The organism is Amaricoccus sp. (assembly GCF_047602525.1).
GTDB lineage: Bacteria > Pseudomonadota > Alphaproteobacteria > Rhodobacterales > Rhodobacteraceae > Amaricoccus.
Map to the genome: position 1 here is coordinate 1,045,066 of NZ_JASGHB010000001.1, position 19,346 is coordinate 1,064,411.

Annotated in this window: 19 protein-coding genes; 16 read left to right on the forward strand and 3 right to left on the reverse strand. The window is 71.7% G+C overall.

The window, feature by feature from the left end:
* The first annotated feature begins 12 nt into the window (after window positions 1-12).
* The 11 genes from aroA to QM699_RS05660 all read left to right on the forward strand — a co-directional run bounded on the left by aroA (window position 13) and on the right by QM699_RS05660 (window position 8,910).
* Window positions 13-1,374, forward strand: coding sequence for a 3-phosphoshikimate 1-carboxyvinyltransferase (aroA, locus tag QM699_RS05610; RefSeq protein WP_415010192.1), 1,362 nt, complete (start codon window positions 13-15; stop codon window positions 1,372-1,374).
* Window positions 1,371-1,775: a GFA family protein gene (locus tag QM699_RS05615; protein ID WP_415010193.1), complete on the forward strand. Its 405-nt coding sequence runs from the start codon at window positions 1,371-1,373 to the stop codon at window positions 1,773-1,775. Before aroA ends, QM699_RS05615 begins: the two co-directional genes overlap by 4 nt.
* Window positions 1,772-2,398: a (d)CMP kinase gene (gene cmk / locus QM699_RS05620; RefSeq protein ID WP_415010194.1), complete on the forward strand. Its 627-nt coding sequence runs from the start codon at window positions 1,772-1,774 to the stop codon at window positions 2,396-2,398. The genes QM699_RS05615 and cmk overlap by 4 nt, the downstream gene beginning before the upstream one ends.
* Window positions 2,399-2,503: 105 nt before the next feature.
* Entirely contained in the window at window positions 2,504-4,189 is a 1,686-nt protein-coding gene (gene rpsA / locus QM699_RS05625; protein WP_415010195.1) for a 30S ribosomal protein S1, read from the forward strand.
* Window positions 4,190-4,199: 10 nt separating this feature from the next.
* Window positions 4,200-5,117, forward strand: coding sequence for a signal peptide peptidase SppA (gene sppA, locus QM699_RS05630; protein WP_415010196.1), 918 nt, complete (start codon window positions 4,200-4,202; stop codon window positions 5,115-5,117).
* 78 nt (window positions 5,118-5,195) lie between these two features.
* Window positions 5,196-5,495 carry an integration host factor subunit beta gene (ihfB, locus tag QM699_RS05635; RefSeq protein ID WP_415010197.1) on the forward strand — a complete coding sequence of 100 codons (300 nt, stop codon included), beginning with the start codon at window positions 5,196-5,198 and terminating at the stop codon, window positions 5,493-5,495.
* 4 nt (window positions 5,496-5,499) lie between these two features.
* The gene (locus tag QM699_RS05640; protein WP_415010198.1) at window positions 5,500-5,838 is read left to right on the forward strand and encodes a lipopolysaccharide assembly protein LapA domain-containing protein; all 339 of its coding nucleotides are present in this window, start codon (window positions 5,500-5,502) and stop codon (window positions 5,836-5,838) included.
* Window positions 5,839-5,846: 8 nt separating this feature from the next.
* Window positions 5,847-6,494, forward strand: coding sequence for a phosphoribosylanthranilate isomerase (locus QM699_RS05645; RefSeq protein WP_415010199.1), 648 nt, complete (start codon window positions 5,847-5,849; stop codon window positions 6,492-6,494).
* Window positions 6,495-6,709: 215 nt separating this feature from the next.
* Complete coding sequence (trpB, locus tag QM699_RS05650) at window positions 6,710-7,930, forward strand: tryptophan synthase subunit beta (protein ID WP_415010200.1); 1,221 nt, start codon at window positions 6,710-6,712, stop codon at window positions 7,928-7,930.
* An 86-nt stretch (window positions 7,931-8,016) separates the two neighbouring features.
* Window positions 8,017-8,346 carry a hypothetical protein gene (locus QM699_RS05655; RefSeq protein WP_415010201.1) on the forward strand — a complete coding sequence of 110 codons (330 nt, stop codon included), beginning with the start codon at window positions 8,017-8,019 and terminating at the stop codon, window positions 8,344-8,346.
* A 57-nt stretch (window positions 8,347-8,403) separates the two neighbouring features.
* Window positions 8,404-8,910: a hypothetical protein gene (locus QM699_RS05660; RefSeq protein ID WP_415010202.1), complete on the forward strand. Its 507-nt coding sequence runs from the start codon at window positions 8,404-8,406 to the stop codon at window positions 8,908-8,910.
* On the opposite strand, the gene QM699_RS05665 is transcribed toward QM699_RS05660, so the two are convergent.
* The 3 genes from QM699_RS05665 to QM699_RS05675 all read right to left on the reverse strand — a co-directional run bounded on the left by QM699_RS05665 (window position 8,873) and on the right by QM699_RS05675 (window position 10,187).
* Window positions 8,873-9,139, reverse strand: coding sequence for a hypothetical protein (locus QM699_RS05665; RefSeq protein WP_415010203.1), 267 nt, complete (start codon window positions 9,137-9,139; stop codon window positions 8,873-8,875). The two genes, QM699_RS05660 and QM699_RS05665, sit on opposite strands and share 38 nt — an antisense overlap.
* A gap of 31 nt (window positions 9,140-9,170) precedes the next feature.
* Window positions 9,171-9,482, reverse strand: a complete 312-nt coding sequence (gene yecR, locus QM699_RS05670; RefSeq protein WP_415010204.1) for a YecR family lipoprotein — start codon at window positions 9,480-9,482, stop codon at window positions 9,171-9,173.
* Window positions 9,483-9,599: 117 nt separating this feature from the next.
* Window positions 9,600-10,187 (reverse strand): DUF1285 domain-containing protein, encoded by a 588-nt coding sequence (locus tag QM699_RS05675; RefSeq protein WP_415010205.1) that lies wholly within the window; start codon window positions 10,185-10,187, stop codon window positions 9,600-9,602.
* 176 nt (window positions 10,188-10,363) lie between these two features.
* Between QM699_RS05675 and QM699_RS05680 the strand changes: the two genes are divergently transcribed.
* The 5 genes from QM699_RS05680 to QM699_RS05700 all read left to right on the forward strand — a co-directional run bounded on the left by QM699_RS05680 (window position 10,364) and on the right by QM699_RS05700 (window position 19,262).
* Window positions 10,364-11,371, forward strand: a complete 1,008-nt coding sequence (locus QM699_RS05680; protein WP_415010206.1) for an AAA family ATPase — start codon at window positions 10,364-10,366, stop codon at window positions 11,369-11,371.
* Window positions 11,368-12,291, forward strand: coding sequence for a DUF58 domain-containing protein (locus QM699_RS05685; protein ID WP_415010207.1), 924 nt, complete (start codon window positions 11,368-11,370; stop codon window positions 12,289-12,291). The genes QM699_RS05680 and QM699_RS05685 overlap by 4 nt, the downstream gene beginning before the upstream one ends.
* Window positions 12,288-15,080, forward strand: coding sequence for a DUF4159 domain-containing protein (locus tag QM699_RS05690; RefSeq protein WP_415010208.1), 2,793 nt, complete (start codon window positions 12,288-12,290; stop codon window positions 15,078-15,080). The genes QM699_RS05685 and QM699_RS05690 overlap by 4 nt, the downstream gene beginning before the upstream one ends.
* Window positions 15,081-17,153, forward strand: coding sequence for a hypothetical protein (locus QM699_RS05695; RefSeq protein ID WP_415010209.1), 2,073 nt, complete (start codon window positions 15,081-15,083; stop codon window positions 17,151-17,153).
* A 129-nt stretch (window positions 17,154-17,282) separates the two neighbouring features.
* Window positions 17,283-19,262 carry a heme lyase CcmF/NrfE family subunit gene (locus tag QM699_RS05700; protein WP_415010210.1) on the forward strand — a complete coding sequence of 660 codons (1,980 nt, stop codon included), beginning with the start codon at window positions 17,283-17,285 and terminating at the stop codon, window positions 19,260-19,262.
* Window positions 19,263-19,346 lie beyond the last annotated feature (84 nt).

The window sequence follows — 19,346 nt, forward strand, 5'->3', positions numbered from 1 at the left end:
GGGAGAGTCACGATGGCCGGGCACGGCGCAGCGAAACCGATGGTCGCCACCGCCGGCGCACCGCTCCGCGGCGCGGCCGAGATCCCGGGCGACAAGTCCGTTTCCCACCGCTCGCTGATCCTCGGCGCGCTCAGCCTCGGCGAGACCCGCATCACCGGCCTGCTCGAGGGCGAGGACGTGCTCGACACCGGCAAGGCCATGCGCGCCTTCGGCGCCACGGTCGAGCGCACCAGTCCCGGCGCGTGGACCGTGCGCGGCGTCGGCGTCGGCGGCTTCCAGGAGCCGGAGGACGTGATCGACCATGGCAACGCCGGCACCGGCGTGCGCCTCGTCATGGGTGCGATGGCGACCACCGACATCACCGCGACCTTCACCGGCGACGCCAGCCTGCGCCGCCGGCCGATGGGCCGGATCATCGACCCGCTGGCGCTGTTCGGCGCCGAGGCGCGCGGCCGGCGCGGCGGCCGCCTGCCGATCACGCTGACCGGCGCGGCCAACCCGCTGCCGGTGCAGTACACCACGCCGATGCCCTCGGCGCAGGTGAAGTCCGCCGTGCTGCTCGCGGGCCTCAACGCGCCGGGCGAGACGGTGGTGATCGAGCGCGAGGCGACGCGCGACCATACCGAGCGGATGCTGCGCGGCTTCGGCGCCGAGGTGTCGACCGAGGTCACGGCCGAGGGCCACGTCATCACCCTGCGGGGCCAGCCCGAGCTGCGGCCGCAGACCATCGCCGTGCCGCGCGACCCGTCGTCCGCCGCCTTCCCGGTGGTGGCCGCTCTGCTCGCCGAGGGATCGGACGTGCTCGTCCCCGGCATTGGCCTCAACCCCACGCGCGCCGGGCTCTACGATACGCTGGTCGAGATGGGCGCCGACATCACCTTCGAGAACCGCCGCGAGGAGGGGGGCGAGCCGGTCGCCGACCTGCGCGTGCGCTTCGGGCCGCTCACCGGCATCGAGGTGCCTCCGGAGCGGGCGCCCTCGATGATCGACGAGTACCCGGTGCTCGCCGCGCTCGCCGCGACGGCCGAGGGCACCACCACCATGCGCGGCATCAGGGAGCTGCGGGTGAAGGAGAGCGACCGCATCGACGCGATGGCCCGCGGCCTTGAGGCGTGCGGCGTGACGCTGGAGGAGGGCGAGGACTTCCTCATCGTCCACGGCCGCGGCCCGGGCAGCGTCGCGGGCGGCGCCACCGTCCGCTCGCACCTCGACCACCGCATCGCCATGGCCTTCCTCTGCCTCGGGCTCGCGGCGAAGGCCCCGATCACCGTCGACGACGGCGGCCCGATCGCCACCAGCTTCCCGTCGTTCCTGCCGCTGATGCGCGCGCTCGGCGCCGACATCCGCGAGGCAGCGCCGGAGACCGCCGCATGAGGCCGCGGCAGACCGGCGGCTGCGCCTGCGGGGCCGTGCGCTACCACGTCCACGGCCCGCTGCGCGACGTCATCGACTGCCACTGCTCGGACTGCCGCCACGCCACCGGCCACCATGCCGCGCTGACCGCCGCCGCCCGCGAGGACGTCGAGATCACCGGCGACGTGCGCTGGTACGCCTCCACCCCCGGCACCCGCCGTGGCTTCTGCCCGACCTGCGGCGCGCCGCTGTTCTGGGACGCGCTCGGCCGGCATCGGCTGTGGATCCACGCGGGCAGCCTCGACCAGCCGACGGGCCTTGTGACCCGCGGCCACGTCTTTGTGGCCGACATCCCCGACTACTACGCCATCACCGACGGCCTGCCCCAGCGGCCGGGCGACGACGAGGAGCTCTGCGCGTGATCTTCACCGTCGCGATCGACGGCCCGGCCGCCGCCGGCAAGGGCACCATCGCCCGCGCCGTCGCCGACAGCTTCGGCTTCGGCCACCTCGACACCGGCCTGCTCTACCGCGCCGTCGGCGTTCAGGCGCTGCACGACGGCCGCGGCGTCATCGACCCGCACTGGTCGGCGGAACTTGCCCGGCGCCTGACGCCGGAGGACCTCGCCCGCTCCGACCTGCGCACCGCCCGTGCCGGCCAGGCCGCCTCCAAGGTCGCCGTCCTGCCCGAGGTGCGCGCCGCGCTGCTCGACTTCCAGAAGCGCTTCGCCCGCCGCGAGGGCGGCGCCGTGCTCGACGGCCGCGACATCGGCACGGTCATCTGTCCGCAGGCCGAGGCGAAGCTCTTCGTCACCGCCTCCGACGACGCCCGCGCCGGCCGGCGGGCGGCCGAACTCGGCGCCGATCCTGCCTCGGTGCTCGCCGACCTGCGCGCCCGCGATGCCCGCGACGCCAGCCGCGATGCGGCGCCGATGGTGGCGGCGGCCGATGCGCTCTTGCTCGACACGACGGAACTGTCTATAGACGCGGCCGTCGCAAGGGCCGTCGCCTACGTCAAGGATCGTCTGCCGGACGGGGCCGCGTGAGCCCTGCGCCGGCCATCCCCACATCAGGCACGGACCGGACGACGGGTCAAAGACCGGCGGAATCCAACCGCTTGGCCAGAAAACTGCAATGAACTGGAGAACTGGATGCCAGCTGCGGCACTGAAGGATGATTTCGAGGCCCTTCTCAAGGAGAGCTTCGAGCTTGTGACCCCCGACGAGGGGACGGTCGTCAAGGGCATGGTCCTGGCGATCGAGGCCGGTCAGGCCATCATCGACATCGGCTACAAGATGGAAGGCCGGGTCGACCTCAAGGAATTCGCCCAGCCGGGCAAGGCCCCCGAGATCGAGGTGGGCGACACCGTCGAGGTCTACCTCGACCGCGTCGAGAACGCCCGCGGCGAGGCCGTCCTCTCCCGCGAGAAGGCTCGCCGGGAAGAGGCGTGGGACCGTCTGGAAAAAGCCTACGCCAAGGAAGAGCGCGTCGAGGGTGCGATCTTCGGCCGCGTCAAGGGCGGCTTCACCGTCGATCTCGGCGGCGCCGTGGCGTTCCTGCCCGGCAGCCAGGTCGACGTGCGCCCGGTGCGTGACGCCGGCCCGCTCATGCACATGCCGCAGCCGTTCCAGATCCTCAAGATGGACCGCCGCCGCGGCAACATCGTCGTCAGCCGCCGCGCCGTCCTCGAGGAGTCGCGCGCCGAGCAGCGTGCCGAGATCGTCGCCCGCCTCACCGAAGGCGACACGATCGACGGCGTGGTCAAGAACATCACCGAGTACGGCGCCTTCGTCGACCTCGGCGGCGTCGATGGCCTGCTGCACGTCACCGACATGGCCTGGCGCCGCGTCAACCACCCCTCCGAGATCCTGTCGATCGGCGAGACCGTGAAGGTCCAGGTCATCAAGATCAACAAGGAGACCCAGCGCATCAGCCTCGGCATGAAGCAGCTGCAGGCTGATCCGTGGGACACCGTCGAGAACAAGTTCCCGATCGACTCGCGCCACACCGGCCGCGTCACCAACATCACCGACTACGGCGCCTTCGTGGAGCTGGAGCCGGGGATCGAGGGCCTCGTGCACGTCTCCGAGATGTCCTGGACCAAGAAGAACGTCCATCCGGGCAAGATCGTCTCCACCTCCCAGGAGGTCGAGGTCGTGGTGCTCGAGATCGACAGCCAGAAGCGTCGCGTCTCGCTCGGCCTGAAGCAGACCCAGGGCAACCCGTGGGACAACTTCGCCGCCAGCCACCCGAACGGCACCGTCGTCGAGGGTGAGGTGAAGAACATCACCGAGTTCGGTCTGTTCGTCGGCCTCGACGGCGACATCGACGGCATGGTCCACCTGTCGGATCTCGACTGGGACCGCTCCGGCGAAGAGGCGATCCAGGACTATCGCAAGGGCGACATGGTCACGGCCGTCGTCACCGACGTCGACGTCGAGAAGGAGCGTATCTCGCTCTCGATCAAGCAGGTCGGCGGCGACAAGTTCGCGGAAGCCGTTGCGGGCGTGAAGCGGGGCGACATCGTCACCGTCACCGTCACCGCGATCGAGGACGGCGGCATCGAGGTCGAGCACGACGGCATGAAGTCGTTCATCCGCCGCTCCGACCTCTCGCGCGACCGCGTGGAGCAGCGCCCGGAGCGCTTCACCAAGGGCGACAAGGTTGACGCGCGCGTCACCAACATCGACGCGAAGACCCGCCGCCTCGGCCTCTCCATCAAGGCGCGCGAGATCGCCGAGGAGAAGGAAGCGGTGGAGCAGTACGGTTCGTCCGACTCGGGGGCTTCGCTCGGCGACATCCTCGGCGCCGCGCTGAAGCGCCGCGACAACGTCTGATCCTGACGGCATGGACCCGATCACTCGGGACTTCTACGAGGAGCGGCGCCGCAAGTGGCGCCGCTCCGCGTTCTGGCGGGGTTTCTTCGTCGCCCTTGCCGTGGCTGGCATTGCCGCGGCTGTCTTCGGCAGCGGCGAGATCGAGACCCGCCGCGCCCACATCGCCCGGGTCGAGGTGAGCGGCGTCATCGCCGACGACCCCGACCGCGACCGGATGCTCGAGACGATCGCCGACGACGATGCCGTGAAGGCCGTCGTCCTGCGCATCAACTCGCCCGGCGGCACCACGGCCGGGTCAGAGGCGCTCTACGACTCGCTGCGCATGATCGCCGTGAAAAAGCCGGTGGTGGCCGAGCTTGGCGAAATCGCCGCCTCCGGCGGCTATGTCGCCGCCATTGCCGCCGACCACGTCGTTGCGCGCGGCAACACGCTGACCGGCTCGATCGGCGTCATCATGGAATACCCCGATCTCACGCAGATCATGTCCAGGCTCGGCATCGGCCTCGAGACCGTGCGCTCGTCCGAGCTGAAGGCCGAGCCGTCGCCGTTCCGCCCGACCAATCCCGAGGCGCGCGCCCGCGACGAGGCGCTGGTCGCCGACGGCTTTGCCTGGTTCCGCGACCTCGTTGGTGAGCGCCGGCACCTCGATGGCGCGGCGCTCGACGCGGTGGCGAACGGCGGCGTCTTCTCCGGACGCCTCGCGCTCGACGCCGGCCTCGTCGACGAGATCGGCGGCGAGCCGCAGGCGATCGCCTGGCTCGATTCGCGCGATCGTGCACTCTCGGGCCTGCCTGTCCGCGAATGGCAGGTGGAGCGGGAGGAGCGGGGCCTCGCGGGCCGCCTTCTCGGCAGCATGGGTACAACCGGCGGGATTCTTGGAGAAATATCGCGGCTGACCGGCCCGAAGCTCTATTCCCTCGGCCCCTGAATCCTGCCAGTATGGCCGGGCGCCGCATAACGGCGCTGTCTGCGCAGGGGTGGAGTGCATGGCAAGCGGGTGCCGCCGATGATAAAATCCGAGCTGATCCAGAAGATCGCCGAGGCGAACCCCCACCTGTTCCAGCGGGACGTGGAGCGCATTGTCGGCACCGTGTTCGAGGAGATCATCGAGGCGATGGCCCAGGGGCATCGCGTCGAGCTGCGCGGCTTTGGCGCCTTCTCGGTGAAGAAGCGCGACGCCCGCCAGGGCCGAAATCCCCGCACGGGCGACTCGGTCACGGTCGAGCAGAAGTTCGTGCCGTTCTTCAAGACCGGCAAGCTGCTGCGCGACCGGCTGAACGGCATCGACAATCGGGACAAGGACTGACCTCTTGCGGACGCTCAAGCTCCTGATCCTCGCGATCTTGCTCGTGGTGATCGTCGTCGTCGCGCTGGCGAATCGCGAACTGGTGACGCTGAACCTGCTGCCCGCCGGCATGGCGCGGGTGATGCCGCTGTCCGTGCAGGTGCCGCTCTTCGTCGTCGGCCTCGCCGGGGTCGTGGTCGGCATGCTGATCGGCTACATCTTCGAGTGGCTGCGGGAGCACAAGCATCGCCGCCGTGCCCGGCAGAAGTCTCGCGAGGCCGATCGCCTGTCGACCGAGATGGACCGCCTGCGCAAGACCACTGGCAAGCACGAGGACGACGTGCTGACGCTGCTCGGCAATTGACCGGCGACATGCGGGTCAAGATCTGCGGGCTCCGCTCCCGCGCCGAGGTGCGCGCGGCGGCCGAGGCCGGGGCGTCGTATGTCGGGGTCGTGTTCTTTCCGCCGTCGCCACGGCACATGACGCTGGCCGATGCCCGCTGGACGCTCGAGAACGTGCCCGAGGGCATTGCCCGGGTCGCGCTCACGGTCGACGCCGACGACGCGACGCTGGCGGACATCGTCGGCCTCGGCCGCATCGACCTGCTGCAGCTGCACGGCCACGAGACGCCGGAGCGCGTCGCCGAGGTGCGGTCCCGCTTCGGCCTGCCGGTGATGAAGGCGCTCGGCATCGCCGCGCGCGAGCATCTGGCGGCGATCGACGCCTATGCCGCGGTGGCCGACCAGTTGCTCATCGACGCCCGCCCGCCGCACGACGGCGCGCTGCCGGGCGGCAACGGGCTCGCCTTCGACTGGCGCCTTCTCGCCGGCCGGGCCTGGCAGGTGCCGTGGATGCTGGCCGGGGGGCTCACGCCCGACAACGTGTCGGAGGCGATCCGTCTGACCGGGGCGAACCAGGTGGACGTCTCGTCCGGCGTCGAGGCACGGCCGGGCGAAAAGGACCCCGCGCGCGTCGCCGCGTTCATCCGCGCGGCCCGCGCCGATCCGCTGCCCGCCTGACGGGCGGGGCCACCGCTCCGCCGGAAGCGCCGGATGGGTGCTCTGCACCCGGCGCCTCCGGCATCAAGGCAAGAGTGTTACACGTTAATCTCCGCCTTTTCAGGGGCATAGTGGCCATTCACGCGCGAAGTCGCTTGATTTCCCGCCGCGATCGTCCCTCGACGCGCCGCCGCCGCGCGGCTAGACAGGCGGCACCATCCGAAGGGGGCGCCGCCATGACCGCAGACAAGCCGAATTCCTTCCGCACCGGCCCCGACGAACGCGGCCGTTTCGGCATCTACGGCGGCCGCTTCGTCTCCGAGACCCTGATGCCGCTCATCCTCGACCTCGAAGCCGAGTACGAGAAGGCCAAGATCGACGCCGCCTTCTGGGCCGAGATGGACGACCTCTGGACCCATTACGTCGGCCGCCCGTCGCCGCTCTATTTCGCCGAGCGGCTGACCGAGCGGCTCGGTGGTGCGAAGATCTACTTCAAGCGCGACGAGCTGAACCACACCGGCGCCCACAAGATCAACAACGTGCTGGGCCAGATCCTGCTCGCCCGCCGCATGGGCAAGGAGCGCATCATCGCCGAGACCGGCGCGGGCCAGCACGGTGTCGCCACCGCCACGGTCTGCGCCCGCTTCGGGCTGAAGTGCGTCGTCTTCATGGGCGCGACCGATGTCGAGCGGCAGAAGCCCAACGTCTTCCGCATGCGTCTGCTCGGCGCCGAGGTCGTTCCCGTCACCTCCGGCCGCGGCACGCTGAAGGATGCGATGAACGAGGCGCTGCGCGACTGGGTGACGAACGTGCGGGATACGTTCTACTGCATCGGCACCGTCGCCGGCCCGCACCCCTATCCGGCGATGGTCCGCGACTTCCAGTCGATCATCGGCAAGGAGGTGCGCGAGCAGATCCAGTCCCGCGAGGGCCGCCTGCCGGATTCGCTGGTCGCCTGCATCGGCGGCGGCTCCAACGCCATGGGCCTGTTCCATCCGTTCCTCGACGACCCGGACGTGCGCATCATCGGAGTGGAGGCCGGCGGCCACGGCGTCGACGACCGCATGGAGCACGCGGCGTCGCTGACCGGCGGCCGCCCCGGCGTCCTCCACGGTAACCGGACGTATCTGCTGCAGGACGCCGATGGCCAGATCATCGAGGGCCACTCGATCTCCGCCGGCCTCGACTACCCCGGCATCGGGCCCGAGCACGCCTGGCTGCACGACATGGAGCGCGTCGAGTACGTGTCCGTCACCGATCAGGAGGCGCTGCAGGCGTTCCAGCTCTGCTGCACCACCGAGGGGATCATCCCGGCGCTGGAGCCCGCGCACGCGCTCGCCCACGTGACGAAGATCGCCCCCGGCCTGCCGCGGGACCACCTGCTCGTGATGAACATGTGCGGCCGTGGCGACAAGGACATCTTCACCGTCGCGGACGCCCTCGGCACGGCCCTCTGAACCACGGGCTTGCGGCGCGGGCCGGATCGGCATACATCCGGCCGCTCAGTGCGGCCCCCATGGCCGCCATTGGGGATTCAAGCGACATGGATGTGACTTTCGAGATCGGCGACCTGGTTGTCCTGAACTCGGGCTCGATGCGGATGTCCGTCGAGGGCGTCGAGGGGGGCCGGGTGGCCTGCGTCTGGTGCCACGAGGGCCGGATCGGCCGCGACAGCTTCGACGTGCGCCTGCTGAAGAAGTGGGAGCACCGCGAGGACGAGCCGCGCGCCCCGCGCGGTGACAGCAAGCCCTACCGCGGCGACCGCGAGGGCGGCGGCAAGCCGTTCCGCCCGGCCGATCGCGACGACCGGCCGCGCAAGACCGGCTGGGACGGCAAGCCGCGCGAGAAGAAGTTCTTCCGCAAGGACGGCTGAGCCCGCAACCCGGGCGCCCGGCCGCGCGTCTCATTGTCGGACGGCAAGGAGGGGATCATGCGCCGGCTGCTTCTCGGACTGGTGACGGCGCTTGCCGCCTGCGCGCCCGGCGGCGGCGACGCCTCGCTGCCGGCGATCCGGCCCGGACCTGTGAAGGGCGCGACATTGCCCCCGGCGCAGGGCGAGGCGGAACTCGTGGTCCGCGCCGTCCAGGCGAGCGCGCCGGAGCAGGACATCGCGGGCGCCACCTGTACCGCGGCCTCGCCCTACTTCACCGCGACGTTCGTACCGCCCGCGCGTCTGCTGGTGCCGGATTTCGGCTCGGCCGCGCCCACCGTCACGGTCACGTGCAAGGCGGGGTCGGCCCAAGGCTCGGCGCTGGTCGCGCCCGAGGCGGTGTGGAGCGGCGGCGCGGGCGGTTTTCCGACCGTCGGAATTTCCGTCGGCACCGGCAACATGAGCGGCGTCGGCGTCGGTGTCGGCTGGTGGGGCGGCGGTGGCGCCGGCATGAACGCAGGCCACCCGGTCACGCGCTATCCCGCGGTGCGCATCCCGCTACAGTAGAATCCCTTGTCGGCGGCTGAAGCTCGACGCCGAGGCGGTGCGCCTCGCGCACGTAGAGCCGTTCGAGCAGCGTGTCCGCGAACGCGCCTCCCAGCCGCTTGCGCCGCAGGAGAATGACGCCGCGCAGGAGCAGGCGTTTCTTCTCGTCGTCGGTCTCGTGCCAGTACATCCAGAGCGTGAGAAAGAACTGGCGATAGGGGTCCTTCGACGAGGGGCGAGCAGATGCCATGGCGCGGTCCTCCGATCCCGTCTCCGGGCACTCACCCCATGCAGGGATAGAACCGCGTCACCACCGTGGTCGTGCATCGGCCGTACAGGTCGTAGGCCCGGCAGGCCTCCTGCCAGCCCGCGAACTCGTCCGCGCCGTCATACCCCCAGGCGCGACACCGCCGCCCGGCCTCGGTGGCGGCCTGTCGCCAGTCCGGGCTGACCGGATTGTAGAGCGTGCCGGTCGAGGCCATCGTCACGATGCCATCGTGCCGGCTGCCACCGGCGAAGCCGGGCTTCACCCCCGCCGGCGCACCGGCACAGCCCGCGAGCGCGAGCGCCGCGGCCACCATCAGGAAACGCATTGTCGGACCCCCACCCGAGCGAGCGGGACCACGCTGCCCGCCGGCGGCAAATCCGTCAACTTTGCCGACAACTTGCGGTTAATGCGTCAGACGCCGTTCCGGGCGCTGGCGCGGCGCTCACGCGAGGTCGGCCGCCGGGGCGATGGGGAAGAACCGCCCGCCGGACCAGACGCCGAACTGCGCCACGCCGTCGACGGCCTCATCACGGCCGAGATCGACGAGGCGATAGAAGCTCTTGCGGTCGATGAGCGCCTCGAGGTCGCGGCGGATCAGCACGTAGGGCGCGGGCTCGCCAGTCGCGGGGTCGAGCGCCACGCGGATCGGATGCTCGGGGCCGGCGGTCGCGTGATCGCCGACCTGCGTCTCGAACGTGAGGCACTGGCCGCGGCCGTGGCCTTCGGCGGTGAAATCCACCGCGACGAAGGGCGCGTCGTCGACGGTGATCCCGACCTTCTCCACCGGCGTCACCAGAAAGTAACGCTCGCCCTCCCGCTTCAGGATCGAGGAGAACAGCTTGACCAGCGCCGGCCGGCCGATCGGCGTGCCGAGATAGAACCAGGTGCCGTCGCGCGCGATGCGCATGTCGAGATCGCCACAGAACGGCGGGTTCCAGAGATGCACCGGCGGCGGCCCTCGGCGGGCGGCGCCGGACGCGGCGGCGGCGAGGCCGTCAGCGGTCGGAGGGGGCGTCTCGGGTCCGGCCATGGTCGGATTTCCGTGCTGGTCCCGTCCTCGATAGGCCGGATCGACCCGGGTGGCAACCGACCGGGCCTGCGGAGCACCGCCGAGCGGATGCCCGGATTGTGAACGCGGAAGCCCATTGTGGCCGGGCGGTGGCGGGGTACACTCGCGACGGAACCAAACGCGGAGGCAGACGCGCGATGACCGAGACCGACGACCTGATGCCGGAGATCGAGGCGACCGGCGCGAGGCTCGTCGCGGCGCGCGAGATGATCGCCCGGCGCATCATCGGCCAGGACGACGTGGTGGAGCAGACGCTGATCGCCATCCTGTCCGGCGGCCACGGCCTGCTGGTCGGCGCGCCGGGCCTCGCCAAGACCCGGCTGGTGGAAACGCTCGGGACGGTGCTCGGCCTCGTGGCGCATCGGGTGCAGTTCACGCCCGACCTGATGCCGGCCGACATCCTCGGGGCCGAGGTGCTCGAGACCGGCGCCGACGGGACGCGGGCGTTCCGCTTCATCGACGGCCCGATCTTCTGCCAGCTGCTGATGGCCGACGAGATCAACCGGGCGAGCCCGCGCACCCAGTCGGCGCTGTTGCAGGCGATGCAGGAAAAGGAAGTCTCCGTCGCGGGTCAGCGGCGTTTCCTGCCACGGCCGTTCCATGTGCTCGCCACCCAGAATCCGATCGAGCAGGAAGGCACCTATCCGCTGCCCGAGGCGCAGCTCGACCGCTTCCTGCTGCAGATCGACGTGGGCTATCCCGACCGGGCGTCGGAGCGGCGGATCATCCTCGCCACCACCGGCGTCGACGAGGCGGTGGCCGAGCCGGTGTTCAATTCCGCCAGCCTGATGGCTGCGCAGCACCTGATCCGGCGGCTGCCCGTGGGCGAGGCGGTGGTGGAGCGCATCCTCGATCTGGTGCGCGCGGCACGGCCGGACACGGCCGACGCGCATCCGGCCGTGCGCGATGCCGTCAGCTGGGGGCCGGGGCCGCGCGCGGCACAGGCCCTGATGCTGGCGATCCGCGGCCGCGCGCTGATCCAGGGCCGGCTGGTGCCGAACCTCGACGACGTGGCGGCGCTGGCGCGGCCGGTGCTGATCCACCGCATGGCGCTCGGCTTCGCAGCCCGGGCCGAGGGGCAGACGCTCGATGCGCTGATCGGGCGGCTGGTCCACGACGTGATGGGCGTGGAGGCCGCCGCGTGATCGCCGCCCGCCCCCGCGGCCGGGACAAGCCGCAGGGGCCCGTCGGGCTGCGCCGGGACGCGGAGAAGGTCGGCGGTGCGCTGCCGCCGCTGCTCGCCGAGGCGGAGCATCTGGCGGCGTCGGTGGCCATGGGCTTCCACGGCCGGCGCCGGGCGGGGCACGGCGAGAACTTCTGGCAGTACCGGCAGGCGGTGCCCGGCGATCCGCGCTCGTCGGTGGACTGGCGGCGGTCGGGCAAGTCGGACCAGCAGTTCATCCGGGAAATGGAGTGGGAGGCGGCGCAGACGGTCCATCTCTGGGTCGATGACGCGCTCTCGATGGATTATCGCGACTCCGACGACGTGAAGGCGCGCTCGAAGTTCGAGCGGGGGGCGCTCCTGTCGCTGGCACTGGCGCTGCTGCTCGTGAAGGCGGGCGAGCGCGTGTCGCTGCTCGGGACGGACGCCACGCAGCCGCGCGCCGGACGGACGCAGCTGAACCGCATGGCGCTGGCGCTCGGCGGTGCGGCGCGGGAGGATCGGCCGGACTATGGCGTGCCGCCGGCCGACCGGATGGTACACGGCGCCCGGGCGGTGTTCTTCTCGGATTTCCTCGGCGACATCGAGGCGATGCGGCCCGCGCTCGCCCATGCTGCAGACCAGGGCGTGCGCGGCTGCTTCGTGCAGGTGCTCGACGAGAGCGAGGAAGAGTTTCCCTTTGACGGACGGATGATCTTCGAGAGCATGGGCGGCGGGTCGGAGTTCGAGACCCAGCGCGCCCGGGCGTTGCGTGCCGCCTACCGCGAGCGGCTGGCGGCACGGCGCGGCGCGCTCGGTGACATTGCGCGGCACCTCGGCTGGCGGGCGCTGTTCCACCGCACCAGTGCCAGCCCGCGGCAGGCGCTGCTCTGGCTCTACATGGCGGTGGGCGCGCGGGCGTGATCGGATCTGTCGCCTTCCTCTCGCCATGGCTGCTGGCCGGCCTTGCGGTGCTGCCGGTGCTGTGGTGGCTGCTGCGCGCGGTGCCGCCGGCGCCGGGGCGGCGGGCGTTTCCGGGGGTGCGGCTGCTCCTCGGGCTGAAGGACCTCGAGAAGATGCCGGAGCGCACGCCGTGGTGGCTGCTGCTGCTCCGGATGCTGGCGCTCGCCGCGGCGATTCTCGCCTTTGCCGGGCCGGTGCTCAATCCGCGGCCGGTCGGGTCGTCGGATCCGCTGCTGGTGCTGATGGATGGCGGCTGGGGCGATGCGCCGGAGTGGAACCGGCGGGTGGATCGCGTGGCCGCCGCGCTCGACGAGGCGGCGCGTGACGGACGGCGGGTGGCGGTGCTCGAGGCGGCGGCGCCGCCGCAGCCGGCCGAGGATATCGAGTGGCGGGCGGCGTCCGAGTGGGCCGAGCGGCTGCCCGGGCTGGCGCCGAAGGGCTGGGCGCCGGATCGGGCGGCGCTCGCGGCCTGGATCGGCGGGCGGGTCGGGCGTTTCGAGACGCTGTGGCTGACCGACGGGATCGCGGACGGCGGCGAGGGGCCGCTGGCGCAGGCCCTGCTGGCGCACGGGCCGGTGACGCTGGTCCGGCCGCCGCAGCTTGCCGTGGCACTGACCCCGCCGCGGCTCGAGGGCGGCGAGATGATCGTCACCGCGCTGCGGGCGCAGAGCGGCGCGGCGCGGCCGGTCGGCGTCGTCGCCCTCGGCCCGGATCCGAACGGCGTCGAGCGGGCGCTCGGCGGCGCCGACGGCAGCTTCGCGGCCGGGGCGGATCGGGTGGATCTGAAGATCGACATGCCTGTGGAGCTTCGCAACCGGATTGGGCGCGTCCAGCTCGGCGACGGCCGGTCCGCGGCGGGCGTGGTGCTGGCCGACGACAGCGTTCGCCGGCGCAAGGTGGGCCTCGTTTCCGGCCGCGCGGGAAGCGAGGCGCAGGAGCTGGTCGATCCGCTGCACTATCTGCGCGCGGCGCTGGAACCGTTCGCCGAGGTGATCGAGGCGCCGCTCGGCGAGATGCTGAACGCCGCCCCGGACGTGCTCATCCTCGCCGACGTGGGCAGCCTCGGCGAGGCCGAGCGCGCCGAGCTTCTGCCCTGGGTCGAGAAGGGCGGCCTGCTCGTGCGCTTTGCCGGACCGCGGCTGGCGCAGTCCGGCGTCGGCCAGCTCGACGAGGATCCGCTGCTCCCCGTCCGGCTCCGCGCCGGGGGCCGCTCGATCGGCGGGGCGATGTCGTGGGGCGCGCCGCGCAAGCTGAAGCCGTTCCCGGACACCAGCCCCTTCGCCGGGCTCGCCCTCCCCGGCGACGTCGACATCTCGAGCCAGGTGATGGCCCAGCCCGACCCGGACCTGCCCAGCCGGGTGATGGCGAGCCTCGAGGACGGGACGCCGCTCGTCACCGGCAAGCCGGTCGGCGACGGGCGCGTGGTGCTGTTCCATGTCACGGCCAGCCCGGACTGGTCGAGCCTGCCGCTGTCGGGCCTGTTCGTGCAGATGCTGGAGCGGCTGACGCAGAGCGCGGGCGGCCTCGCCACGGCGCCCGAAACCCTCGCGGGCGTGATGTGGACGCCGCAGCAGGTGCTCGACGGCTTTGGCGAACTCGGCTCGCCGGGGCTGGTCGCCGGCGTCCCGGGCGAGCGTCTGGCCGAGGCGCACCCCTCGCCGGAGACGCCGCCGGGGATTTATGCGAGCGGCGACCGGCGCGTGGCGCTCAACGTCATGCGCGCCGACAGCGCGCTCGCGCCACTGGCGGCGTTGCCGCAGGGGGTCGTCACCGAGACGATGGACCGGCCGGAGGAGATCCGCCTCGGGCCGTGGCTCATCGCGCTGGCGCTGCTCTTCCTCGCCGCCGACGTGATCGCCACGCTGGTCGTCTCCGGCCGGCTCGGGCGGCGCTTTCAGTACGCGCGCGCGGCGGCGGGCGCTGGCGCGCTCGTGCTCGCCGTCGGGCTCGCCGCGGCGCTCGCACCCGGACGCGCCGAGGCGCAGGCGGGCCCGAGCGATGCCGAGGCGATCCACGCCGCCACCCAGACCGTGCTCGCCTATGTCGCGACCGGCGACCCGCGGGTCGATGCGGTGAGCGCCGCCGGGCTGAAGGGCCTCAGCAAGGTGCTCTACGACCGGACCGCGATCGAGCCGGCCGACCCGGTCGCGGTCGATATCGAAGCGCACGACATCTCGCTTTACCCGTTCCTGTACTGGCCGATCACCGAGAGCCAGCCGCCGCCGTCGGACGCGGCCGTGGCGAGGGTCAACGAGTTCTTTCGCTCCGGCGGCATGATCCTGTTCGACACGCAGGACGCCGATCTCGGCGGCGCGGGCGCGGTGACGCCGAGCCGGCGGGCGCTGCAGCGGATCGCCGCGCGGCTCGACATCCCGCCGCTCGAGCCGGTTCCGTCGGACCACGTGCTGACGCGGACGTTCTACCTGCTCCACGACTTTCCGGGGCGCTGGGCGAATTCGACGGTGTGGGTCGAGGCTTCGCCCGCCGCCCAGCCGGTCGACGGGATGCCGTTCCGCAACCTCAACGACGGGGTGACGCCGGTGGTGATCGGCGGCAACGACTGGGCCGCGGCCTGGGCGATCAATGACGGCGGCGCGCCGATGTTCCCGGTCGGCCGCGGTCTCGCGGGCGAGAACCAGCGCGAGATGGCGCTCCGCTTCGGGGTGAACCTCATCATGTATGTGATGACTGGCAACTACAAATCCGACCAGGTGCATGTGCCCGCCCTGCTGGATCGGCTGGGGCAGTAGATGGACGCGATCGACTTCTCGCCGCTGCTGCCGCTGCCGGTGATCGCCGGGCTCGCGCTGATCGCGGCGGTCGCGACGGCGGTTGCGCTCTGGCGCGGGCTGACCGGCTGGTGGCTGCGGGGACTTGCGGCGCTCGTGCTGCTCGCGGCGCTCGCCGGGCCGTCGCTGCGGCGGGAGGATCGCGCGCCGGTCTCCAACATTGCCCTCGTTGTGGTCGACGACAGCGCCTCGAACCGGATCGACGGGCGCGACGGCCAGACCGGCGAGGCGGTGGCGGGCCTCGCGGAGCGTCTCGACCGGCTGGCGCAGGGCGGCAGGCTCGAGGTGCGCACGATCCACGTCGCCGATCGCGGCGAGGATGGCACGAAGCTGCTCTCCGCCCTTGCCGAGGCGGCGGCGGAACTGCCGGCGGACAGGATCGCCGGCGCGGTGCTGGTCACGGACGGACAGGTTCACGACGCCGACGCGCTGCCCGGTTTTCCGGGGCCGGTGCAGGTGCTGCTGACCGGACATGCCACCGACTGGGACCGCCGGGTGGTGGTCGAGACGGCGCCGGCCTTCGCCATCGTCGGCGAGGCGGTGAGCCTGGTGCTCAAGGTCGAGGATCTCGGCGCACCGGCGCAGCCTGCGGGGATCGCCACGCTGTCGATCTCGCTCGACGGCACCGAGCCGATGCGCTTCGACGTGCCGGTCAACCGCAGCGTCACGCTGCCGGTGACGCTGAACCGCGGCGGGGTGAACGTGCTGCAGATCTCGACGCCGGAGGTGGCGGGCGAGCTGACCGGGCGCAACAACGCGGCGATCGTGTCGATCAACGGCGTGCGAGACCGGCTCCGGGTGCTGCTCGTCTCGGGCGAGCCGTATCCGGGCGAGCGGACGTGGCGGAACCTGCTGAAGTCGGACTCGTCGGTCGATCTCGTGCATTTCACCATCCTGCGGCCGCCGGAGAAGCAGGACTTCGTGCCGGTGTTCGAGCTGTCGCTGATCGCGTTCCCGACGCAGGAGCTGTTCATGGAGAAGGTCGACCAGTTCGACCTCATCATCTTCGACCGCTACAAGCGCCGCGGCATCCTGCCGAACGCCTATTTCGAGAACATCGCCCGCTACGTCCGCGACGGCGGCGCGCTGCTGATCGCGAGCGGCGCGGACTTTGCCGGGGCGGAGTCGCTCTACCGCTCGCCGCTCCGCGAGATCCTGCCCGTCGAGCCGACCGCCCGGGTGATGGAGGAGGGTTTCGTGCCCAGGGTGTCGGAGGTCGGGCACCGGCATCCGGTCACGGCGGGGCTCGAGGACCACGCGCCGCGGCCGCCGGCCGAGGACGGCACGCCGGGCTGGGGCCGCTGGTTCCGCATGGTCGACGTGAACGCGACGGCCGGCGAGACGGTGATGGAGGGGCCGGAGGGGCGGCCGCTGCTGGTGCTGGCGCATGAAGGCGAGGGGCGGATCGCGGTCCTGAACTCGGATCAGGCATGGCTGTGGAGCCGCGGCTACGAGGGCGGCGGGCCGCAGCTCGAGCTGCTGCGGCGGCTGGCGCACTGGTTGATGAAGGAGCCGGAACTCGAGGAAGAGGTGCTGCGCGGCACCGGGCAGGACGGCGCGGTGGCGATCGAGCGCCGCACGCTGGCCGACAGCGTGCCGCCGGTGACGGCGACGAGCCCGTCGGGCGTCGAGAGCCAGGTGCCGCTGGTCGAGACCTCGCCCGGGCGCTGGGAGGGCCGGATCGACGATGCCGAGAACGGCCTCTGGCGGCTGGCGAACGGCGACCAGACGGCGGTTGCGGTCGTCGGGCCGTCGTCGCCGAAGGAATTCGCCGACCCGGTGTCGACCGCGGACGTGCTGGCGCCGCTGGCCGGTGCGAGCGGCGGCAGCGTGCGGCGGGTCGAGGACGGCCTGCCGGACGTGCGGCTGGTGCGAGAGGGGCGGGTGGCCGAGGGCCGGGCGTGGATCGGCCTCGCCGACCGCGACGCCTATCAGCTGCGCGACATCCGCCGCGTCGACCTCGCTCCGGGCTGGCTGTCGCTGATCCTCGCCGCCGGCCTCGCATTCATCGCGTGGCGGGTGGAGGGGCGCTGAACGCCTGCCGGGACGATCGGTGGCCGGGACGATCGACGCCGCGCCCGTTCAGCGCGAACGCGCGGCGTTGCGGTTTGCGCCCGGCCGGCTTTCGGACCATAGTCCGCGCCGCGTCTCGGGGGAAGAACAGTGACCGTCGAACTCGGGCATCTTGCCCTCATCCTCGCGTTTCTCGTGGCCGTCGTGCAGATGGTGGTGCCGATGGTCGGCGCCGCGCGTGGCTGGTCAGACTGGATGCGCGTGGCGGTGCCGGCGGCGGGCGTGCAGTTCGGGCTGACGCTCGTCGCGTTCCTCGTGCTGATGGGCGCCTTCGCCACCTCGGACTTCTCGGTGCGGCTGGTCGCGGAGAACTCGAATTCCGGTCAGCCGCTGATCTACCGCATCGCCGGCACGTGGGGAAACCACGAGGGCTCGATGCTGCTCTGGATGCTGATCCTGACGCTCTTCGGCGCGATGGTGGCGCGGTGGGGCGACAACCTGCCGCCGAGCCTCAAGGCTCGGGTTCTGGCCGTGCAGGCGACGGTGGCGGTGGCGTTCTTCGGGTTCATCCTGCTGACCTCGAACCCGTTCCTCCGGCTCGGCAATCCGCCGTGGGACGGGCAGGAGCTGAACCCGCTCCTGCAGGATCCCGGGCTCGCGTTCCATCCGCCGTTCCTCTACCTCGGCTATGTCGGGCTCTCGATGGCCTATTCCTTCGCCATCGCCGCTCTGATCGAGGGGCGCGTGGATGCGGCGTGGGCGCGCTGGGTGCGGCCGTGGACGCTGCTCGCGTGGGTGTTCCTGACGATCGGCATCGCGATGGGGTCGATCTGGTCCTACTACGAGCTCGGCTGGGGCGGCTGGTGGTTCTGGGACCCGGTGGAGAACGTGAGCTTCATGCCGTGGCTCATCTCCTGCGCGCTGCTGCATTCGGCGATCGTGGTGGAAAAGCGGGACACGCTGAAGAGCTGGACGATCCTGCTCGCGATCCTCGCCTTTGCGTTCTCGCTGGTGGGGGCGTTCATCGTGCGCTCGGGCATCCTGACGAGCGTGCATTCCTTTGCCAACGATCCGCAGCGGGGCATGTACCTGCTGATGATCCTCGGCGCGTTCATCGGCGGGTCGCTGATGCTCTACGCCTGGCGGGCGCCCATGCTGCGCTCGGAGGCGGTGTTCGGCATGGTGAGCCGGGAGAGCGGCCTCGTCGTCAACAACCTGCTGCTGGTCACGGCGACCTTCGTGGTGTTCGTGGGCACGATCTGGCCGCTGGTCGCCGAGGTGGCGTTCGGGCGCAAGGTGTCGGTCGGGCCGCCGTTCTTCAACCTCGCGTTCTCGCCGTTCATGATCGCGATCGCGGTGATCCTGCCGGTGTTCTCGGTGCTGCCGTGGAAGCGCGGCAGCCTGATGCGGGCGGTGGCCGACCTGCGCGGGGCGCTGGTGCTCGCCGTGGCGCTCGGGGCGCTCGCGTGGGCGCTGGAGACCGGCGGCTCGATGCTGGCACCGATCGGGATCGCGCTCGGGGTCTGGGTCGTGGCAGGCGCGCTGGCGGAGATGCTGTCGCGCGCGCGGGTCGGACGGGTGGGCATGGGCGAGAGCTGGCGGCGGCTTCGCAACCTGCCGCGTGCCGACTGGGGCAAGGCGGTGAGCCACGCTGGGTTCGGGGTGACGATCTTCGGGATCGCGGCGATCAGCGCGTGGGCGGTCGAGGACATCCGCGCGGTGCAGCCGGGGGACAGCTTCGAGGTCGCGGGGCACACGCTGCGCTTCGTCGGCGAGGCGCCCGGGCGGGGGCCGAACTACGACGTGGAGCGGGGCACGGTCGAGCTGCTGCGGGGCGGCGTGGCGGTGGCGACGCTGTACCCGGAGAAGCGCACCTACGACGTGCAGCGGATGGCGACGACGGAGGCTGCGATCGACCGGGGGGTGACGCGGGATCTCTATGTGGCGCTGGGCGACCGGCAGGCGAATGGCGCCTGGGCGCTGCGGACCTACGTGAAGCCGTTCGCGAACTGGATCTGGGGCGGCGCGCTGCTGATGGCGCTGGGCGGGACGGTGAGCCTGACGGACCGGCGGTATCGGGTGGGCGCCCCGGCGCGAAAGGTGCGCGGCGCGGCGGTGCCGGCGGAATGATCGCGCGCGTGAAATACCGGGGCGCAGGATGGGTCGAGCGGGCGGGAGCCTCCGGCGGGGGTATTTTCCGGCAGGAGGAAGGCG